The organism is Terriglobales bacterium (assembly GCA_035937135.1).
Classification (GTDB): domain Bacteria; phylum Acidobacteriota; class Terriglobia; order Terriglobales; family Acidobacteriaceae; genus DASYVL01.
Map to the genome: position 1 here is coordinate 1 of DASYVL010000100.1, position 19,119 is coordinate 19,119.

At 65.4% G+C, this 19,119-nt stretch carries 21 protein-coding genes; 19 read left to right on the forward strand and 2 right to left on the reverse strand.

Features of this window, described 5'->3' with window-relative positions; translation table 11 throughout:
• The first annotated feature begins 142 nt into the window (after positions 1–142).
• Together VGQ94_06075 and VGQ94_06080 are read left to right on the forward strand one after the other, a co-directional pair.
• On the forward strand, positions 143–982 hold the full coding sequence (locus VGQ94_06075; GenBank protein ID HEV2022078.1) for a Cof-type HAD-IIB family hydrolase: 840 nt from the start codon (positions 143–145) through the stop codon (positions 980–982).
• A gap of 2 nt (positions 983–984) precedes the next feature.
• On the forward strand, positions 985–1,713 hold the full coding sequence (locus VGQ94_06080; GenBank protein HEV2022079.1) for a lytic transglycosylase domain-containing protein: 729 nt from the start codon (positions 985–987) through the stop codon (positions 1,711–1,713).
• Between the two features lie 103 nt (positions 1,714–1,816).
• Here the strand turns inward: VGQ94_06080 and VGQ94_06085 are convergent, their stop codons facing one another.
• A complete protein-coding gene (locus VGQ94_06085; protein HEV2022080.1) occupies positions 1,817–2,317 on the reverse strand; it encodes a methyltransferase domain-containing protein in 501 nt (166 codons plus the stop codon).
• Between the two features lie 108 nt (positions 2,318–2,425).
• Between VGQ94_06085 and VGQ94_06090 the strand changes: the two genes are divergently transcribed.
• The 17 genes from VGQ94_06090 (at position 2,426) to VGQ94_06170 (ending at position 18,682) form a co-directional block, all read left to right on the forward strand.
• Positions 2,426–3,466, forward strand: a complete 1,041-nt coding sequence (locus VGQ94_06090) for a lysylphosphatidylglycerol synthase transmembrane domain-containing protein (protein HEV2022081.1) — start codon at positions 2,426–2,428, stop codon at positions 3,464–3,466.
• A gap of 142 nt (positions 3,467–3,608) precedes the next feature.
• Entirely contained in the window at positions 3,609–4,085 is a 477-nt protein-coding gene (nrdR, locus tag VGQ94_06095) for a transcriptional regulator NrdR (GenBank protein ID HEV2022082.1), read from the forward strand.
• Between the two features lie 2 nt (positions 4,086–4,087).
• Positions 4,088–5,113, forward strand: coding sequence for an isocitrate/isopropylmalate dehydrogenase family protein (locus VGQ94_06100; protein ID HEV2022083.1), 1,026 nt, complete (start codon positions 4,088–4,090; stop codon positions 5,111–5,113).
• An 84-nt stretch (positions 5,114–5,197) separates the two neighbouring features.
• Complete coding sequence (gene hemH / locus VGQ94_06105; protein ID HEV2022084.1) at positions 5,198–6,241, forward strand: ferrochelatase; 1,044 nt, start codon at positions 5,198–5,200, stop codon at positions 6,239–6,241.
• A 2-nt stretch (positions 6,242–6,243) separates the two neighbouring features.
• The gene (locus VGQ94_06110) at positions 6,244–6,855 is read left to right on the forward strand and encodes a Rieske 2Fe-2S domain-containing protein (protein HEV2022085.1); all 612 of its coding nucleotides are present in this window, start codon (positions 6,244–6,246) and stop codon (positions 6,853–6,855) included.
• Between the two features lie 21 nt (positions 6,856–6,876).
• A complete protein-coding gene (locus tag VGQ94_06115) occupies positions 6,877–7,782 on the forward strand; it encodes a cytochrome b N-terminal domain-containing protein (protein HEV2022086.1) in 906 nt (301 codons plus the stop codon).
• A 2-nt stretch (positions 7,783–7,784) separates the two neighbouring features.
• Positions 7,785–8,714 (forward strand): hypothetical protein, encoded by a 930-nt coding sequence (locus VGQ94_06120; GenBank protein ID HEV2022087.1) that lies wholly within the window; start codon positions 7,785–7,787, stop codon positions 8,712–8,714.
• Between the two features lie 83 nt (positions 8,715–8,797).
• Positions 8,798–12,106 (forward strand): c-type cytochrome, encoded by a 3,309-nt coding sequence (locus VGQ94_06125; GenBank protein ID HEV2022088.1) that lies wholly within the window; start codon positions 8,798–8,800, stop codon positions 12,104–12,106.
• 54 nt (positions 12,107–12,160) lie between these two features.
• A complete protein-coding gene (locus tag VGQ94_06130) occupies positions 12,161–12,946 on the forward strand; it encodes a carboxypeptidase regulatory-like domain-containing protein (GenBank protein HEV2022089.1) in 786 nt (261 codons plus the stop codon).
• A gap of 90 nt (positions 12,947–13,036) precedes the next feature.
• Positions 13,037–14,008, forward strand: a complete 972-nt coding sequence (locus VGQ94_06135) for a COX15/CtaA family protein (protein ID HEV2022090.1) — start codon at positions 13,037–13,039, stop codon at positions 14,006–14,008.
• A complete protein-coding gene (gene cyoE, locus VGQ94_06140; GenBank protein ID HEV2022091.1) occupies positions 14,005–14,934 on the forward strand; it encodes a heme o synthase in 930 nt (309 codons plus the stop codon). The genes VGQ94_06135 and cyoE overlap by 4 nt, the downstream gene beginning before the upstream one ends.
• 22 nt (positions 14,935–14,956) lie before the next feature.
• Positions 14,957–15,913 carry an ABC transporter ATP-binding protein gene (locus tag VGQ94_06145; GenBank protein ID HEV2022092.1) on the forward strand — a complete coding sequence of 319 codons (957 nt, stop codon included), beginning with the start codon at positions 14,957–14,959 and terminating at the stop codon, positions 15,911–15,913.
• A gap of 45 nt (positions 15,914–15,958) precedes the next feature.
• Positions 15,959–16,192: a hypothetical protein gene (locus VGQ94_06150; protein HEV2022093.1), complete on the forward strand. Its 234-nt coding sequence runs from the start codon at positions 15,959–15,961 to the stop codon at positions 16,190–16,192.
• Between the two features lies 1 nt (position 16,193).
• Entirely contained in the window at positions 16,194–17,048 is an 855-nt protein-coding gene (locus tag VGQ94_06155; protein ID HEV2022094.1) for an ABC transporter permease, read from the forward strand.
• Between the two features lie 4 nt (positions 17,049–17,052).
• Positions 17,053–17,478 (forward strand): DUF420 domain-containing protein, encoded by a 426-nt coding sequence (locus VGQ94_06160; protein ID HEV2022095.1) that lies wholly within the window; start codon positions 17,053–17,055, stop codon positions 17,476–17,478.
• Positions 17,475–17,747 (forward strand): hypothetical protein, encoded by a 273-nt coding sequence (locus VGQ94_06165; GenBank protein ID HEV2022096.1) that lies wholly within the window; start codon positions 17,475–17,477, stop codon positions 17,745–17,747. The genes VGQ94_06160 and VGQ94_06165 overlap by 4 nt, the downstream gene beginning before the upstream one ends.
• 41 nt (positions 17,748–17,788) lie before the next feature.
• Positions 17,789–18,682, forward strand: a complete 894-nt coding sequence (locus VGQ94_06170; GenBank protein ID HEV2022097.1) for a hypothetical protein — start codon at positions 17,789–17,791, stop codon at positions 18,680–18,682.
• A 107-nt stretch (positions 18,683–18,789) separates the two neighbouring features.
• On the opposite strand, the gene VGQ94_06175 is transcribed toward VGQ94_06170, so the two are convergent.
• The coding region (locus VGQ94_06175) for a hypothetical protein (protein HEV2022098.1) at positions 18,790–19,119 on the reverse strand (330 nt) is incomplete at its 5' end.

Here is a 19,119-nt window from a genome sequence, read left to right on the forward strand (position 1 = left end):
CTGCTCGGCGGAGAGTTTCTCCCCGCATTTGGTGCACTCAAGGAATGTGATGTTCGACATCGGATTCGTTTTCGTCCGGGCGAAGAAGTCTAACACTCCGGGAGCAGCGTTGACCCGCAGCCGGCGATGCTAGAATCGAGCTGTGAAGCCCGCAATCCGCCTGCTCGCGATCGATATTGACGGCACTCTGCTCGACCCTGGCTTCCAGATCTCGCCTGCCAACCTAGCGGCACTCCAGCGCGCCCACGGCGCGGGCGTGGAAGTGGTGCTGGTGACCGGACGCCGCCACACCTTCGCCCTGCCCATCGCCCGGCAGTTGGGCTTCGATCTGTGGCTGATCAGTTCGAATGGCGCCATCACCAAGTCCATCCGCGGCGAACTCTTCCACCGCGACCTGCTGCCCGCGGCCACCGCCCGCAAAGTCTGCGGCCACATGCGCGACTTCCGCGGCAATACCGTCCTCACTTTTGACATAGAAACGCGCGGTGCGCTGGTACTGGAGACCGACGAAGAATTGCGCCTCACCCTGGGCCGCTGGCTGGACAAGAACGCCGACTTCGTTCAACTCATCGTCCCCATCGAAGACTCGCTCTCGAGCGACCCGGTGCAGCTCATGTTCTGCGGTCCCATCGCGCGCATGAAGCAGGCGCTCGCAGCACTGGCCTCCGGCGGCTTCGACGGTGAGATTACCGTGCTGCGCACCGAGTACGAGCACCGCGACCTGTGCATCGTGGACGTGCTCAACCAGGGCTGCTCCAAGGGACACGCGCTCGAGCGCTGGGCCCGCCACCGCGGCCTCCCGCGCGATCAGGTCATGGCCATCGGCGACAACTATAATGATGTGGAGATGCTGGAGTTCGCCGGCCGTCCCGTGATCATGGGCAACGCCGCGCCGGAACTCAAGCAGAACGGCTGGGCGGTAACGCTTTCAAACGCCGAGAGCGGCGTGGCCGCCGCGGTGGAAGAGGCTCTAAGTCGTTGACCATGTCGCTGCGCGCAAAACTCGTGGGATGGGCCGCCATCGTGGCGCTCTCCGCCTCGGCCTTCGCGGCGGAGGTGGCCGTGCTGAGCAACGGCTTCACCATCCGCCATCAGCGCCGCGAAGTCATGGGGACCACCACTCGCCTCTTCTTCGAGAATGGCAGCCAGAGCGGCTGGATCGACGTCCCCACCGCGGAGATTGCCTCGTACCAGCGCGAGGAGGTGGAGACGGCCGATGCTTCCCCGCCCCCGACGATTGAGGGCATCCCCGGCCTGGTCCAAGCCGCCAGCGACCGCCACCAGGTGGACGCGGACCTGGTCAACAGCGTGATCCAGGCCGAGAGCGGCTTCAATCCCCGCGCGCGCTCCCCCAAGGGAGCCCAGGGATTGATGCAGCTTATGCCGGAGACTGCCTCCAAGCTGGGCGTGGGCAACGCCTGGGAGCCCCGCGACAACATCGAGGGCGGAACCCGCTACCTGCGGCAGCTGCTCGAGCAGTACCACGGCGACACCATCAAGGCCCTGGCCGCCTACAACGCCGGGCCGGAGCACGTCGATCAGTACCGCGGCGTGCCGCCGTATCGCGAGACCCACAACTACGTCCGGCGGGTCATCATTGATTTCAACCGCAAGAAGGTGGCGCAGCAGAAGGCCGCGGCGGCGCAGAGCAGCAGCAAGGCGGCAAAGAAGCCGGAGCCGGCGGTCGCCGAGACTGCGGCGCCCCGCCCCTAGTTCCCGTTCAATTCCAGCCGGGCCATGAACTGCAAAGTGCGGTCGAACGCCCAGCCGGCCCACCAGGGATACAGGCCCACCTTCGGCTGCCAAACCGCGATCTTCAGCTGCAGTTTCTCGCAGGCATCCATCCACGCTGGTAGGTCCAGTAGTTGTAGGGCAGGGCGACGCCGTGGCGGGCGTTGCCCACCCGGTCCATGAACCGCAACGTGGGTCCGGCCAGCAGGCCGTTCCTGGTGTGGTCTTTCAGCAGGACGCACTTGCGCGCTACGCCCGCGGCCTGGGTCAGCAGTTCCAGCGGGTCGTCGGTGTGGTGCAGGACGTCCACCAGCATGACCGCGTCGAAGCTCTTCTGGGGAAACGGGATGGTCTTGCCGTCGTAGGTCTCGATGGGCCGATAGGTCTTCTTGCGGATCAGGACTTCAATGCCGCGCACCGAAAGGTCCGGCCGCCGCTCCAGCAGAAGCTGGTCCAGCAAGCCGTCGCCGCAGCCCACGTCCAGGATGCTGGCCTCCCGCGGCGCCATCTCCGCCAGGTGCTGGCTGAGGATTCTGACGCGGCGGGGAAACACATATCCCCCGTGGATCGAGTCCATGAGCTTCATCGCTGGCCTTAGTCTATTCCAAGAACGCCGGCCTGGAGCTCACCCGGCAATCTCCGCCCGCGGCCCGGCATTGACCCCCAACGCTCGCCCGTATAACGTGCAGCACAGATGAATCGCACCCGCATTCTGTTGACGCTGGCGGTCGGGGCCGTGCTCGCCGTCCTCGTTTACTTCCAGTTTCGCGCCTGGAAGGAGTTCGACTGGGCGCTGATGTTCGCTCAGGTGCGCCGCACCGACCCGCTGCGCCTGCTGGCCGCCGTCGTCCTTATCTATTCCGTCTACTTCCTGCGCGCGCTGCGTTGGATGATCCTGCTGCGGCCGGTGCGCGCCGTGCCCGCGCGCCGCCTGCTGGCGCCCACCCTCATCGGCTTCACTGGACTGGCGCTGCTGGGACGACCCGGCGAGCTCATCCGCCCCTACCTCATCGCCCGCAAGGAGGGCCTGACCCTCTCCTCCCAGATCGCGGTGTGGGCGGTGGAGCGCATCTTCGACGTGGGCGCCGTCGCCGCCTGTCTGGCGTTGGTGGTCTTCTCGGGAGCGCTGGCCTCCATCCCATTCTTCCAGCGCTACCCCGGGGCTCTCCGGCACTTACATCAGCTCGCCTACTTGCTGGTCGCCGGCGTCCTGGCGGGAGCCCTGCTGGCCATGTTGGCCCGGCGCCACGGGACCTCGCTGGCCGCGGCGCTGGAGAAACGCTTTGCCCCTCTCTCGCCCCGTGTCGCCCACCACGTCGCGCACCGGGTCCAGGCCTTCGGAGAGGGACTCAACACCATCCACGACCTTCGGTCGTTCCTCGAGATCACAGGGCTGTCGCTGCTCATCTGGGTGGCCATCGCGCTCGCCTACGTCCAGGTGACGCACGCCTACGCCGAGCTCGCGGACATCACCGTCGCCCACGTGGTGCTGCTCATGGTCTCTAGCATGACCGGATCGCTGCTGCAGCTCCCGGCGGTGGGCGGCGGCTCGCAGCTCGCCATCATCAAGGTGCTGGAAGTCGTCTTCGCGGTGAAGCCGGAGCTGGCCGTGGGCTGCGGCATCATGCTGTGGCTGGTGACCTTCATGTCGGTGGTGCCCACAGGCTTGCTCCTGGCGCACCGCGAACACGTCTCCCTGCGCAAGGCGGAGGCGGAATCGCACGTCGAGGACTAGTGGGCTCTCGCTGTTCTGACATCTCCCCTCCCCTGGAATTGTCATCCCGAGGAGCGTAGCGACGAGGCACCTGCTCTTGTCCTTTGCGGCTCGCTTGCGCCTCCCTGATAGAATGCGGGCTGAAGCAACGCCCTTTTCCCCCATGAAATGTCCCTTCTGCGGCTTCGTGAATGACAAGGTGGTGGACTCGCGCGAGTCCAAGGAAGGCGAATCCATCCGCCGCCGCCGCGAGTGCCTGAAGTGCGAGAAGCGCTTCACCACCTACGAGCGCATCGATGAGATCCCCTACATGGTGGTGAAGAAGGACGGCCGCCGCGAGAAGTTCGACCGCCAGAAGGTCCTGGCCGGCCTGCTGCGCGCCTGCGAGAAGCGCCCGGTCTCCATCGGTAAGCTGGAGCAGATCGTGAACGAGGCCGAAGCCTTCGTCATTGATTCTTCGGAGCGCGAGCGCAAGACCAGCGAGGTGGGCGAGCTCATCATGAACCGCCTGAAGCGCCACGACAAGGTGGCCTATGTGCGCTTCGCCTCGGTGTACATGGATTTCAAGGACGTCAAGGAATTCATGTCGGAGCTGAAGGACCTGCTGAAGACGAAGGAAGCGGCGCCCAAGGCGAAGTAACCATGGCCCACAAAATCACACTCATCCCCGGAGATGGCATCGGCCCCGAGGTCACCGGCGCCGCGGTGCGCATCCTCGAAGCCACCGGGGTGAAGTTCGAGTGGCAGAGCTTCCACGCCGGCGCCGAGGCCTTTGAGAAGCACCACGAGTACATCCCCAAGGAGCTGATCGAGTCCATCGAGACCACGCGTGTGGGCCTGAAGGGCCCGGTCACCACGCCCATCGGCGGCGGCTTCGCCTCCATCAACGTGGCGCTGCGCAAGAAGTTCGAACTCTTCGCCAACTTCCGTCCCATCCAGAACCTGCCGGGGATCCCTACGCGCTACCCGGGCGTGGATCTGATCATTGTCCGCGAGAACACCGAGAGCCTGTACGCGGGCATCGAGCACGAGGTGGTACCGGGCGTGGTCGAGAGCCTGAAGATCATCACCGAGAAGGCCTCCACGCGCATCGCTCGCTGGGCCTTCGAATATGCGCGCCGCGAGAAGCGCAAGAAGGTCCACGCCATCCACAAGGCCAACATCATGAAGCTGTCAGACGGCCTCTTCCTGCGCTGCTGCCGCACCGTCGCCAAGGAGTACCCGGAGATCACCTATGGCGAGCACATCGTGGACAACACCTGCATGCAGCTGGTGATGAATCCCTACCAGTACGACGTGCTGGTGATGGAAAACCTCTACGGCGACATCATCAGCGACCTGTGCTCGGCCTTCGTCGGCGGGCTGGGCCTGGTGCCCGGCGCCAACCACGGCACCGAGTGCGCCATCTTCGAGGCCGTTCACGGCTCCGCCCCGGACATCGCGGGCAAGAACCTCGCCAACCCCACCGCTGTGCTGCAGTCCGCCGTCCTCATGCTGCGACACCTGGGCGAGCGCGAGGCCGCCGACAAGGTGTACGCCGGACTCTGCGAGGTTTATCGCCACAAGAAGGATAAGCTCACCCGCGACGTCGGCGGCACCGCCGGCACCAGTGAGTTCGCGGATGCGGTCATCGCGGCGATGGAGCCGGTGACGGTCCCCGCTCCCTAAGTTCCACGCTTCCGCCGTGTGAAAAACTCCGTTGACCTTCGGCACTTTGTTCATTACACTCGCCCGTTCCGGACTTCCTGGGGAATGGCTGAAGCCAGAACACGTACAGGCGTTGTGTTGTTCCAGCTCGGCGGGCCTGAGACCCTCGAGGACATCGAGCCGTTCCTTTTCAACCTCTTCTGTGACCCCGACATCATTGACTTCCCCTTCGCCCGCCTGGGGCGCAAGCCATTGGCCAAGCTGATCTCGGCCACGCGCGCCTCCAAGGTCCGCCACCACTACGCGGAGATTGGCGGTGGCTCGCCCATCCGCAGGAACACGGAGGCCCAGGCGCGGGCGCTCGAAGCGGCGCTGGCCCGCTCGGGTGCGGACGCCCGCTGCGTGGTCGCCATGCGATATTGGCGCCCGTTCACGCGGGAGGCGGTGGCGGAGCTGAAAGCCGCGGGATGCGAGCAGATTGTCCTGCTGCCCCTCTATCCCCAGTACTCCTCCACCACCACCGGCAGCAGCCTGAATGAATGGGCGCGGCGGTGGGGCGGGCGAGACGCCCACGCGACAGCCGGCGGGACGCCGGCACACCTGGTACGCGAGTTCTACCGCGACCCGGGATATCTCGACTCCGTAGTGGAAAAGATCGAAGACGCCCTGGTGCGCTTCCCCGAGCCACAGGCCGCGGAGCTGGTCTTCAGCGCGCACAGTGTGCCCCTTTCGGTGATCGAGAAGGGCGACCCCTACCAGCAGCAGGTGGAAGAGACCGTTACGCTGGTGATGCAAATGATGCAGCGCGGCGGGTTCCCGAACCGCCACCGGCTCTGCTACCAGAGCAAAGTAGGCGCCAGCAAGTGGCTGCAACCGTCGCTGCGAGAGACGCTCAAGCGCGCGGCGGGTGAGGGCGCCCGCGACCTGTGCGTCGTACCGATTTCGTTCGTCTCCGACCACGTGGAGACGCTAGGCGAGATTGACCACGAGGCCCGAGAGCTGGCGCGCGGGCTGGGCATCCGGCAGTTCGAGATGACGGCGGGGTTGAACGATTCGCCCCGGTTCATCGCCGCGCTGGCGGATCTGGTGAGGAATGCATTGTCGCCGGCGATGGCGCCGGCGCCGGAAGAATTGGTGGCAGCAGACTGAATATGGCGACACCTCCCAAGGCGGAAGCCGAGGCCCGGAGCACGGAGGCCAACAAGTACGTGGGCACGCCCGCGGTCGGCACCTCCAAGGCCGCGGCCGCCGGGGGCATAGCCGCCATCGGGCCCTCCGACCAGGAGATCGACCGCAAGCGCCGCCGCCTGGTGTGGTGCGCGGTGACGGCGTTCCTCGCTACCTGGTTCCTCGCCTTCCTGCGCTTTTTCCTGCCGCGGACGCTCTTTGAGCCCTCCACCGTCTTCAAGATCGGCTATCCCGCCGACTACGGCTTGGGCGTGGACACCAAATGGCAGCAGGGCTTCCGCATTTGGGTGGACCGCACGCCCGACCGGCTGTTCGTGATCTACGCGCGCTGCACCCACCTGGGCTGCACGCCCGACTGGAAGCAGAGCGAGAACAAGTTCAAGTGCCCGTGCCACGGCTCGGGCTATGACAGCGAGGGCGTGAACTTCGAGGGGCCGGCGCCGCGTCCCATGGATCGCGCCCACATCGAGCTCGATCCCACCGGACAGATCGTGGTGGACACCAGCCGGCTCTACCAGCAGCCCAAGGGGCAGGCCACCCACTTCGACGACCCAGGCGCGTTTCTTTCGGTGTAGCAGGCGGCAGACGAGGCAGGCATGGCAGAAGAGAACGACGAAAAGAAGACCGGCACGGGAACGGTGGAGCGCTTCAAGGAAGACGTCCGGACGCTGAAGTCCGAGATGCTGGGCAAGGTCAAGGACCAGGTGGAAGGCCTGAAAAAACCCACCAAGACCCAGCTCTACACCTCCATCTTCCGCCACAAGCACGACGACACGCCACGCAACCGGGCGCTGGGCGTGCTGTCGAACGTCTTTCTGCACCTGCATCCCGCCAAGATCAACCGTGACGCCGTGCGCTACAGCTACACCTGGGGCATGGGCGGCATCACCTTCTACCTGTTCATCGTGCTCACCTTCACCGGCGTGCTGCTCATGTTCTATTACCACCCCACCAAGGTGCAGGCCTTCCGCGACATCCTCTATCTGGAGCACGACGTTCCCTTCGGCGGGCTGCTGCGCAACATGCACCGCTGGGCGGCGCACCTCATGGTGATTGCGGTGGAGCTGCACATGCTCCGGGTCTTCCTCACCGGCAGCTACAAGAAGCCGCGCGAATTCAACTGGAACGTGGGCGTCATCCTGTTGGTGCTCACCCTGCTGCTCTCGTTCACCGGGTATCTGTTGCCGGACGACCAGCTCGGCTTCTGGGCGGTCACGGTGGGTACCAACATGGCGCGCGCCACTCCCATGCTGGGCCACGAAGGGCCCTTTGGGCCGGAAATGCACATGACGCCCTACAACGACGTGCGCTTCGGCCTGCTGGGCGGCTCCATCGTGGACGCCAATGCCCTGCTGCGCGCCTATATCTGGCACTGCATCGGCATCCCCATCATCGCCGCCATCTTCATGATCGTGCACTTCTGGCGGGTGAGAAAAGATGGAGGCATCTCGGGGCCGGCGCCGGTGATCCTGGAATCGGAAGTGAAGGAGCCGCGGAGATAGTTATGGACTGGTCACAGCTTTGGGAGATCGCGTCCGCGCCGGACAATGTGCCCATTGTCGGCATCATTCCGCTGCTTGTCTTTTACATGTGGCTGGCGTGGAGGCAGGCGAGCGCCAACGACCGGCTCATCGAGCAGTTGGCCGCCGACCCCGCGCTGGCCAAAACCCATCACCGCAAGACCTGGCCCTTCCAGCCGGGATGGCAGAAGGAGATCCACGTCTGGCCCTTCCTGCTGCGCATCGAGTTCCTGGCCGTCATCATCGTCACCATCCTGCTGATGGTGTGGTCCATCGCGCTGAACGCGCCGCTGGAGGAGCCGGCCAATCCCAATCTGACCATGAATCCGGCCAAGGCGCCCTGGTACTTCCTGGGATTGCAGGAGATGCTGGTCTATTTCGACCCCTGGATCGCCGGCGTGGTCATGCCCACGTTCATCGTCGTCGGGCTGATGGCCATTCCCTACATCGATCCCAACCCGCTGGGCTCGGGCTACTACACCCTCAAGCAGCGAAGGTTCGCCATCGGGACCTTCTGCTTCGGGTTCATCGTGCTCTGGATCTCGATGATCGTCATCGGGACCTTCATCCGCGGGCCGGGTTGGATGTGGTTCTGGCCGGGGCAGACCTGGGACCACAACAAACTGATCTACGAGGTGAACCGCGACCTGCCGGACATATTCAACATCACCTCGACCTGGGCGAAGGCGGCCTTCGGAGCTCTGGTGGTGGGCGGATACTTCGCGGTAGGCGGCGTGGTGGTCCATCACCTGTTCAAGCGTTTCCACCTCAAGGACTACCAGCGCATGAGCTTCCTGCAATACAACACCCTGATGATGCTGCTGCTGCTCATGATCTCGCTGCCCATCAAGATGCTGCTAAGACTGGCGCTGCACATCAAGTACGTGTGGGTGACGCCGTGGTTCAACGTTTGAGCCGCGCTGGTCGTTGGTCTTTGGTCGTTGGTCATTGCTCGTTGGCTGTCTAAGAACCGAGAACTGGGAACCGAGAACTTAAGATGCCCCCGCAACCGCCACCGCCGCAAGACGATCCCGTAGTAAGCCGGTCCTACGCGCTGCATTACCTCATCGCGGTGGTGCTGCTCATCGGCTCGCTTTTCTGGGCGCTGGAGGACGAGTTCTGGGGCCAGCGTCCCTGGAAGGCCTACCAGGCCGAGTTCCAGGCGCGCTACCTCTCCTTCCTCAAGTCCGACTACGCCAAGTCCAAGCAGTCGGAGGAAGACCTGAAGTCGAACCCCGACTATCAGCGGCTGAAGCAGACCTGGGAGGAGGCCAGCCAGGCAGCGACGCCCCGGATGAAGGAGTTGAACGACCAGATCCACGAGGCCAGCCGCAAGCTGGGCGTGGTGCAGGCGGTCTTCACGGACGCGCGCGCGCGCGTGGGCGCTGACACCTATCAGCTGGAGACCACGGTGGATACGGCCTCCCGCGACCGCAAGCTTCGCGAGCTGGGGGAATACAGGAAGAAGAAGCAGTTCAGCGTAGACCTGCCCGAGTACAAGGGCCGGCAGCTGAACTTCGACGAGCTGGAAGCCGCCTACAGCGACCTCAAGGACGAGAAGGGCCGCCTGGGCGGCGAGTTGGGAGAGTTGCTGAAGCCGGTGAGCGAGGCCCGCGCCAAGCTCGACGCCTTCATCAGCGACCAGATCGCCACGCTCACGCCCGAGCAAATCGCCGGCCTCGAAAAGAAGATGAGGGAATGGGATCCGCAGATCCGCCAGATCAACGTGAACGCCGCCAACATCGTGGACCGCTGCGAGTCCTGCCACATGGGGGTGCGGGAGCCGGTGAAGCTCACCCTGGCGTCCATGACACTCAAGGGGCAGAAGGCAGACAAGTACGCCGAAGCCTTCGTCGGGCACCCCATGGAACTCCTGAACATCCACGATCCCGAGAAGTTCGGCTGCGTGGCCTGCCACGGAGGCAACGGCCGCGCCACCACCAGCGTGGAGAAGGGACACGGCCTCTACGAGCACTGGCTGTGGCCGCTCTTCGCCAAGGAAAACGCCCAGGCGGGATGCCAGACCTGCCATGCGGCCGACATGGTGCTGGCCAAGGGCCAGGGGCCGGAGATGGGCACCATCATCGACCAGGGCAAGGAGCTCTTCCGCGTCCGAGGATGCAATGGCTGCCATCGCTACGAGGGCTACGACCCCGAGTCCGAGCAGTTGCTGGCCGCCAACCAGCTCATCAAGCAACTGGAGGCGCAGAAGAGAGAGGACCTGCGGCAGGTCCGGCTGCTCTCCCAGCAGGGTGACCAGGCCTCGGACAACGCCGAAGCCAAGCGGCTCTACCAGCAGGCCGAGAACCTGCGTGTGGGAATCAGCAACCTGGACGGGCGCATCGAGCAGGTCGATCTGCAAGCGCGCAACCTGCTGCGTGATCAGAAGAAGATCGGACCCAACCTCAAGGACATCCGCGCCAAGCTGAACCCTAACTGGATCCCGGAGTGGCTGCACAAGCCCACCGAATTTCGCGCCACCACCAAGATGCCGAACTTCCGGCTGAGCGACGCCCAGCGCAACGCCATCACCGCCTACCTGTGGCAATCGGCGCTGACCGATTCCATCCCTAAGCAGAAGCCGGGCGACTTCAAGCGCGGCCAAGAGCTGTTCGAGACCCGCGGCTGCCTGGGCTGCCACTCCATCGAGGAAGACGGCGAGCTGCAGGGTGGGAGCTTCGCTGCCGACCTCAGCCGCGTGGGCGAAAAAGTGAACTACGACTACTTGGCACGCTGGGTGCACAACCCGCGCCAGCGCGTGCGCCCGTACTGCGCATATGAGAAGAAGGACATCGGTCCCGAGGACTACGCCAAGAAGGGCCTGCCCTACGTCTTCGACCTGGAGCACTCCACCTGCCCCAACGACGGCCACGAGCTGCAGGTGCAGCAGATGACGGTGATGCCCATCCTGCGGCTGAGCGAGCAGGACGCCGCCGACGTCGCCACCTACCTCATGTCGCACAAGAAGCGCGAGCCGTCCTCCTACGCCGACGCTTCTGCGTTCATGAACGATCCCAAGCTGAAGGCCGAGGGCAAGAAGTGGATCCGCCACTTCGGCTGCGCCGGGTGCCACGAGATCTCGGGCTTCGAGGACGAAGGGCGCATCGGGACCGAGCTGACGGTCGAAGGCTCGAAGCCCATCGAGCGACTGGACTTTGCGCTGCTGACGCATCCTTCGAAGGCGGGTGCTGGCGAGCCCAAGATCAACGACTCGCGGTACGCCAGCTATGTGGAGCGGCTGCCCGAGGGCCCCCAGAAGAAGGGCGAGTCCTGGTACGACCACAGGGGATTCTTCGAGCACAAGCTGTCGCTGCCCAATATCTACGACTATGACCTGCAAGGGCGGCAGCGGGAGCGGGCGCCCACCGAGTATCTGCGCATGCCCGACCCGCACCTGACCAAAGACCAGATCCGCGCGCTGGTCACCTTCCTGCTGGGCAGCCGGGACAGCACGCAGGAGGTCTCGCTGCCCGCCGGCTACATCTACAAGCCGGGCGACGAGCGCCGCGACATCCAGGAAGGCTGGTGGATTGTCAAGAAGTACAACTGCATGGGCTGCCACCAGTTCCTGCCCGGGCAAGTGACCTCGTTCACTCAGATGAAGAAATACCAGGACCCGGACTGGAAGGAACAGCGTCCGCCGCAGCTGCTCACGGAAGGCGCTCGTGTCGATCCCGCGTGGATGATGCGCTTCCTCTCCAACCCGGCGCTGAGCGCGACGGATACCAATCGCAACGGCGTGCGTCCCTATCTGAAGGCGCGCATGCCCACCTTCAACTTCTCGGATAACGAGCTGCGCAAGCTGGTGCGCTTCTTCCAGGCGCTGGCCAGCCAGCCCATGCCTTACACGCCGCAGAGGCTGGAGGCTCTCTCGCCGCAGGAGACGGAGATGGCGCGCAGCCTGTTCACCAGCATGGGCGCGCCCTGCCTGAAGTGTCACGCCACCGGCGATCCCAATCACGACAAGATCGCCACTGCACCCAACTTCCTCATGGCCAAGGAACGGCTGAAGCCGGGATGGATGGAGCGCTGGATCGTCGATCCCCAGAACATCAGCCCCGGCACCTCCATGCCTTCGAAGCTGTTCCGCAAGGACGGGGCGCAGTGGGTGTTCAACGGCCCGGTGCCGCCCTCCTTCCAGGGCTACGGCAAGGACCACACCAAGCTGCTGGTCCGCTACATGATGGAATTGACGGCGGAAGAGCAGCGCCGCGCGGCGGCGGCCCGAGCGGCAGCGCCTGGCCGGACCTCGAGCAAGCAGCCGGGCGCCGGTTCGCATCGAGCGGCGGCGGGCGGTTCAAGGTAGAATAGGGAGTTTTCCGCAGGCGCTCAAATCCATTCAGAAAGGTGTGACGACTTTATGAACCGCAAGAAATGGCTGGCGCTCACAGCGCTCTGCTCGTTTGTGCTGGTGCTGGCGCTGGCCGGCTGCAGCAAGAAGGAAGAGGCTCCCAGCGAGGAGTCGGCGCCCACAGCGGCCCCCGCGGCCAAGGCCACCCCGATCGATCCCGCCACCGTGGCCACAGTAACGGGCACCATCAAGCTCGATGGTACGGCGCCCAAGGCCAGGAAGATCGACATGAGCCAGGACCCGACCTGCGCCGGCGGCATGGGCATGACCGAGACCGTGGTCTCCGATGGCGGCAAGCTGGCCAACGTCTTCGTCTACGTGAAGGAAGGCCTGGGCGATCGTACCTTCTCTGCGCCCACGGAATCCGCCACCATCGACCAGCACGGCTGCCACTACGTCCCGCACGTGCTGGGCGTGATGACCGGCCAGACGGTGAAGATCCTGAACAGCGACCCCACCACCCACAACATTCACCCTTCGCCCAAGAACAACAAGGAGTGGAACGAATCGCAGGCGCCCAAGGCCGCGGCCCTGGAGAAGAGCTTCGCGCGTGAAGAAGTTCTGCTGCCCGTGAAGTGCAACCAGCATCCTTGGATGAAGATGTACGTCGGCGTGGTGAAGAGCCCGTTCTTCTCCGTCAGCGGCAAGGACGGCAAGTTCACCATCTCAGGACTGCCTCCGGGGAAGTACACCATCGCGGCCGTGCATGAGACCCTGGGTGAGCAGACCATGCAGATCGAGGTCGGCGCCAAAGAGTCCAAGACCGCCGATTTCAGCTTTAAGGCGGCCCAGTAGCAACCACGTAGCCCAGCGCTCTCGGCTGGGTGCCGGGCAAAGCCCGGCCGCGTCTGGCACTCGAGCGAGCCGCATACGCGGCTCGCATCGTTGCATGAGGAGCTTTTTCTGAAGCCGTCGACAACGCCCTACAACCCGGCACATCACTACTTCGCCGTGGGCACGGCGGCGGCCACCTTCCTGTTGCTGCTGGCCGGGGCTCTGGTGACCAGCAACGACGCCGGACTCTCCGTCCCTGACTGGCCCACCTCGTTCGGTTCGCTCTACCGCCTGCCGCCCATGAAGGGCGGCATCCTGTTCGAGCACGGGCACCGCATGGTAGCCGAGACCGTCGGGCTGCTGATGATCGTGTTGGCGATCTGGACTTGGCGCGTGGACAAGCGCCGCTGGATGCGCCGCCTGGGCTTCTGGGCGCTGGCTGGCGTGATCGTCCAGGGCATCCTGGGCGGGATCACGGTACTGTTCTTCCTGCCGCCCGCGGTCTCGACCGCGCACGCCACCCTGGCGCAGACCTTCTTCGTCACCATCGTGGCCATGGCGCTCTTCACCAGCCGCGGCTGGCTGGAGACCCCACGCCTCGAGCTGCGCGACCCCGGCCGGCCAAGGATAATGACGCGCGCCCTCGTCGGCCTGGCGCTGGCCAGCGTTTACTTGCAACTCATCCTCGGCGCAGCCTTCCGCCACTCCGCCCTCAAGCTGCTGCCGCACTTGATCATGGCGGCAGTGGTGACGGTGACTGTGCTGTGGGTGGTTACTCGCCTGCTCCGCAACTACGGCAGCCTCCCGCAGCTTCGCCGTCCGGCGCAGATCCTGCTGGGATTGATCGTGCTGCAGCTCAGTCTGGGCTTCGGCGCCTACCTCACCCGCGTGGAGTGGGGCAAGGACGCCCCCCAGCCCCTGCTGGCAATGGTCGTGACCACCGTAGCCCACGTGGCAGTGGGCGCGCTGGTGCTGGCAACCACGGCGTGGCTGGCGCTCCAGGTACAGCGTCACCTGGCGCCTTCGAGCAAGCAGGCACCCGCCGCAGAGCGCTCTGAATCCCCCCAGGCGGTGATTGCATGAGCGCCGCCACCCAGCCCTTGAGCCTCAGCCGCAGTGGCCCGCTCGGCCGCCTGCTCGACTACGCCGCGCTGGTGAAGGTGCGCGTGACCTCGCTGGTGATGATGACCGCCTGGTGCGGCTTCTACCTGGCTACGGCCCGCAGCGGCGTGACTTCCCTTTCCTGGACCCTGCTGCACGCCGTCCTGGGCATCGGACTGGTGGCGGGCGGCACCGCCGCTCTCAACCAGGTGGTGGAGCGCGAGTCCGACGGCCTGATGCGGCGCACCAACCGGCGCCCGCTGCCCGCGCGCCGCATGGGCGCGCTGCACGCGGCAACCTTCGGCGTACTCACTGCCTCGGGCGGCATCGCTTACCTGGCCTGGGCGACCAATCCGCTGACCGCGCTGCTGGCCCTGGCCACCGCCGGCGCCTACCTGGGCATCTACACGCCGCTGAAGAAAGTTTCTCCCATCTGCACCTTCCTGGGAGCGTTCCCGGGCGCCATGCCGGGCGTCCTGGGCTGGACGGCGGCGGGCGGCAAGCTGGGCTGGGAGGCGCTGGCACTCTTCGCCATCGTCTTCTGCTGGCAGTTTCCGCACTTCTTCTCCATCGCCTGGCTCTATCGCGAGGACTACGAGGAGGCGCGCATCCGCATGCTTCCGGTGGTGGAACCCGACGGACGCTCCACCGCGCGCGAGGTGGTGCTGTACTCTCTGGCTTTGATCCCAGTCAGCCTGGCCCCGGTCTACCTGCACATGGCCGGGCGGATCTATTTTGCGGGCGCGCTGCTTCTGGGCGCGGCCTTCCTATGGGCCGGCGTGCGGCTGGCAGCGCTGCGGCTGCCCGCGACCTCGCCGCAGTCCAAGCCGCGGGCGCGGCAACTGCTGCAGGCGTCGGTGATCTATCTGCCGCTGCTCTTTGCCCTGATGATGCTGAACGCCGCCTGAAGTGAGCGCGGCCTCTTCTTCCGTGAACCCACCAGTCATCGAGATCGAGAACCTCTCCCACCGCTACGGTGAGCGTGCGGCGCTGGAGGAGGTGTCGTTCGCAGTCAACGCCGCGGAGATCTTCGGCCTGCTGGGACCGAACGGCAGCGGCAAGACCACGCTTTTCCGTATCCTTTCCACGCTGATGCTTCCCTCTTCGGGCAGCGCGCGTGTGATGGGCTTTGACGCGGCCCAGTCGCCCGCCGACGTGCGCCGTCAGATCGGCGTGGTCTTCCAGGCGCAGAGCATTGACGTGAAGCTGACCGCAGCCGAGAACCTCTGGCATCAGGGACACCTCTACGGCATGAGCGGCGCGGCGCTCGACCAGCGCATCCAGGAAGTCCTCGAACATGTCGGCCTCGAGGACCGCGCGCGCGAGCGTACCCAGACCTTTTCCGGCGGCATGCAGCGCCGGGTGGAGCTGGCCAAGGGACTGCTGCACCGGCCCTCGGTCCTGCTGCTCGACGAGCCCACCACCGGGCTCGACCCTGGAGCGCGCCGCGACCTGTGGCAGTACCTGAAGTCGCTGCGCGAGCACGAGCAGGTCACCGTGCTTATCACCACGCACCTGATGGAGGAGGCGGAGCGCTGCGATCGCCTGGCCATCCTGAACGAAGGGCGCCTGGTGGCGCTAGGCACGCCGGCGGCGCTCAAGAGCGAGATTGGCGGCGACGTCATCCTATTGGAGGCGCGCGATCCGGTGTCGCTCGCCCGCCGCATCACCGAGCGCTTCGGCGGCTCGCCCACGCTCCTCGACGGCAAGGTCCGCCTGGAGCGCCAGCACGGCCACCGCTTCGTCACCGACGTGGTCGAAGCCTTCCCCGGCGAGATCGAGGCCATGTCGGTCTCCAAGCCCACGCTCGAGGACGTCTTCATCCGCCGCACCGGCCACCGCTTTTGGACCGACGCGGAGAACGGCCAGTCCGGCGCCGCCGCCTGAGCCGGATGCAGTAAACTTCATGGAAGCCAGTCTCAGGAGGGACCCTTGCGCGTCATCGCTGGAATCGTGCTCGCAGTCGTTCTGGGAATGATTCCCCTCGCGGGCGTGGCCTGGGTGCTGCGCAACCGCGAGATGCTTACCGTGGACGGGCTCTTCCTCTGCCTCATCCTGCTGACCATGGCTGGCATCTTCTTCCTGAGCGCCGCCTGGGACGCCTACGAGGCCGGCTGGCTGGACTTCCTGAAGCGCCGCAAGCCGGCCGCCGAAAAGGGAGCCTGATTTGGCCACCCCCTCCACCACTGCGCATGAAGCCGCGGCGCCCGCCGCCGCGTGCCCTGCCGCACACATCGGCTTCGGCGCGAGCGTGGCTTTGCCCGTCGTCTCCCTGTGGTGGCGCGAGGTGGTGCGCTTCTACCGCCAGCCGGGGCGCGTGGTGGGCGTCATCCTCTCCCCCGTGGTCTTCTGGCTGGTGATCGGGTCGGGCTTCGGAAACTCCATCCGCTCCGGCGCGGGCGGGACCGAACACTACCTGGGATACTTCTTTCCCGGCGCGCTCATCCTGGTGGTGCTCTTCACCTCCATCTTCGCCATGATGTCCGTGATCGAAGACCGCCGCGAGGGATTCCTGCTCTCCGTGCTGGTGGCGCCGGTGAACCGCTCAGTCATCGTGCTCTCGAAAGTCCTCAGCGGAACCACGCTCTCGGCCGTGCAAGGTATGATCTTTCTGGCCTTCGCTCCCGCAGCCGGCATTCACATCGGATGGCAGCAACTGGCGCTGGTCGCCCTCATCGTCTTCCTGGTTTCGTTCTCCCTCACCGCGCTGGGTTTCATCGTGGCCTGGCGGCTGGATTCATCCCAGGCCTTCCACGCCATCGTGAACCTGTTCCTCATCCCCATGTGGCTGCTCTCCGGCGCGCTCTTCCCCATGAGCGGGGCGTCGGGATGGATCCGCGTCCTGATGCGCGCCAACCCTCTGACCTACGGGGTGGATGCGCTGCGCGCCGCGCTCTTCCCGGGGACGCTGGGGGAGACTTCAGCCGCTAGCGCCCTGGCCATCCTGGCCGCGTTCTCCGCCCTCATGTTCGCCGTCGCCTTCTGGATGGCCAGCCGCCGCAGCACGCAGCCCGCCGCCTGACTTGATGACCGACTACAGCGTCTTCCCCGCAATCAATGCCGTCTTGAACGGCACAAGCGCCGCGCTGCTGACCGCCGGATACCGCTTCATCCGCCGAAAGCAGGTCACGCGCCACCGCATGTGCATGGGAGCGGCTGTCGTCACTTCCAGCATCTTCCTGGTGTCTTATCTCTACTACCACTGGCACGTGGGCTCGGTGCATTTCCAGGGGACGGGCTGGTCGCGTCCCGTGTATTTCACGATTTTGCTTTCGCACACCATACTCGCAGTGTCGCTGGTGGTGCTGGTGCCCATCACGCTGGCGCGGGCGCTCCGCGAGCGCTTCGACCGCCATCGCGCCATCGCCCACTGGACCCTGCCCATCTGGATGTACGTCTCCGTCACCGGCGTGGTCATCTACCTGATGCTGTACCATCTGTTCGCGGCATGAAAACGGCGGTGGTCAAGCTCAAGATCGACATCGCAGGCACGGTGGGCGACGAAGCCTGGCGGCGGCTGCGCCACTTCGACGAGATCCAGGGCGCCTCCTTCGGCCCGCAGCATGGCTCGAGCGGCGAGTGCCGACACGGTCCCGAGGCGCCCCATGCGCGCGGAGAGTGGCGCGGCGCCGCCATCCGCCTGCAGACGCCGCTGCTCGCCCAGTACGCCGTTTCTCACTATCTGGAGCAGGACCGGGTGATGGATGCGGACGTCGAATGAGCAGCACTAAGCAATAGTCTATTGTCAGTCAACTGGAAGCCATGACGCCCATCGATCCCAGCGAAGCCGAAACTACCGAGATATCCGCAGCGCCGGCAGCGGAGAAGCCGCGAAAGCGAATGTCCGGCCCCATGCGCTTCCTCTTCTTCCTCACGGCGTGGCTCATCGTGCTGCTGCCCTTCCTCTTCTGGCGCAGCACCTGGTTCGGCCGCTCGCTCAGCGACGCCGAGATCTCGCAGTACTTCGCGGAGACCGACAAGCCCCGGCACGTCCAGCACGCCCTGGTGCAGGTGGGGGAGCGCATTGCGCGCGGGGACAAGGACGCCGAGCGCTGGTATCCCGAGCTGGTGCGCCTGGCCACGCATCCCGTCGAGGAGATCCGCACCACCGACGCCTGGGTGATGGGCCAGGACGTCACGCGCCCCGAGTTCCATGAGGCCCTGCGCAGGATGCTGGGGGACGCTTCGCCCATGGTGCGCGGCAACGCGGCACTCTCGCTAGTCCGCTTCGGGGATGACGCCGGTCACGCGCAGATCCTCGAGTTGCTCAAGCCGGTGGTGATCACTGCGCCCCGCGCGGGACGGGTGGCAGCCATCGCGCGAGCGGGCGAGCCCGCCAACCATGGGACCATGCTCGCAAGAATCGAAGCCATCGAAGCCGGCGGCGAAACCGCGGAGGTCCGCGCGCCCATCACCGGCCGGGTGCGCTCGCTGGCGGTGAAGGAAGGCGCAGACGTTGCCGCGGGCGCCGAATTGCTCACACTCGATCCTGGGACCGAGCAGGTCTGGGAGGCGCTGCGCGCGCTCTATTTGGTCGGACGGGCCGAGGACCTGCCGCTGCTCGAGTCCTACCAGCGCCCGTCACGCGACCTTCCGCAGCGCATCCAGCAGCAAGCGGCGGAAACGGCCAGGGCCATCAAAGCAAGGCAAAAGTAGGAAGGCAAAGGGGAAAAGTAAAAAGGAAAAAGCCCCGCTCTTGCGCGGACCCACTTTTTCCTTTCTGCTTCCTACCCTTGCCCTTTTACCTTTGCCCTTTGTCTTGTTTAGAAGGCGTGGAAGACCTTGTCGCCCTTGAAGACCAGGCCGACCAGGATCCTCTCCTTGCCTTCGAAGCGATAGTGCTGCTCCGTCTGCGCCGCTGCCTGGACCAGGGGCTGCATCGTGCACGGCACCCGGAAGGTCTGCTTGCCCCTCCCGGTCAGCGCCATCACTAGGATGTGCTGCGTGCCCTGCATCTCGTGGGTGACGCGGTACTCACCCGCCGGCAGCACCACGCTGCCCGCGCGCACAACATTGTCCAGCTTCAGTTGCTGTGACTTCCAGGGCACCATCGTGTCGCTGGCCCAAGCCGCGAGCCCCACCAGGGAAACAAT

Bases quoted from the DNA above. Each gene is read 5' to 3' on its own strand.
- hemH (HEV2022084.1), top strand. From the start codon at position 5,198: ATGGCTGAAGCCAGAACACGTACAGGCGTTGTGTTGTTCCAGCTCGGC.
- nrdR (HEV2022082.1), top strand. From the start codon at position 3,609: ATGAAATGTCCCTTCTGCGGCTTCGTGAATGACAAGGTGGTGGACTCG.
- VGQ94_06130 (HEV2022089.1), top strand. From the start codon at position 12,161: ATGAACCGCAAGAAATGGCTGGCGCTCACAGCGCTCTGCTCGTTTGTG.
- VGQ94_06090 (HEV2022081.1), top strand. From the start codon at position 2,426: ATGAATCGCACCCGCATTCTGTTGACGCTGGCGGTCGGGGCCGTGCTC.
- VGQ94_06085 (HEV2022080.1), bottom strand. From the start codon at position 2,317: ATGAAGCTCATGGACTCGATCCACGGGGGATATGTGTTTCCCCGCCGC.
- VGQ94_06115 (HEV2022086.1), top strand. From the start codon at position 6,877: ATGGCAGAAGAGAACGACGAAAAGAAGACCGGCACGGGAACGGTGGAG.
- VGQ94_06160 (HEV2022095.1), top strand. From the start codon at position 17,053: ATGACCGACTACAGCGTCTTCCCCGCAATCAATGCCGTCTTGAACGGC.
- VGQ94_06100 (HEV2022083.1), top strand. From the start codon at position 4,088: ATGGCCCACAAAATCACACTCATCCCCGGAGATGGCATCGGCCCCGAG.
- VGQ94_06120 (HEV2022087.1), top strand. From the start codon at position 7,785: ATGGACTGGTCACAGCTTTGGGAGATCGCGTCCGCGCCGGACAATGTG.
- VGQ94_06080 (HEV2022079.1), top strand. From the start codon at position 985: ATGTCGCTGCGCGCAAAACTCGTGGGATGGGCCGCCATCGTGGCGCTC.
- VGQ94_06110 (HEV2022085.1), top strand. From the start codon at position 6,244: ATGGCGACACCTCCCAAGGCGGAAGCCGAGGCCCGGAGCACGGAGGCC.
- VGQ94_06170 (HEV2022097.1), top strand. From the start codon at position 17,789: ATGACGCCCATCGATCCCAGCGAAGCCGAAACTACCGAGATATCCGCA.
- VGQ94_06165 (HEV2022096.1), top strand. From the start codon at position 17,475: ATGAAAACGGCGGTGGTCAAGCTCAAGATCGACATCGCAGGCACGGTG.
- VGQ94_06125 (HEV2022088.1), top strand. From the start codon at position 8,798: ATGCCCCCGCAACCGCCACCGCCGCAAGACGATCCCGTAGTAAGCCGG.
- cyoE (HEV2022091.1), top strand. From the start codon at position 14,005: ATGAGCGCCGCCACCCAGCCCTTGAGCCTCAGCCGCAGTGGCCCGCTC.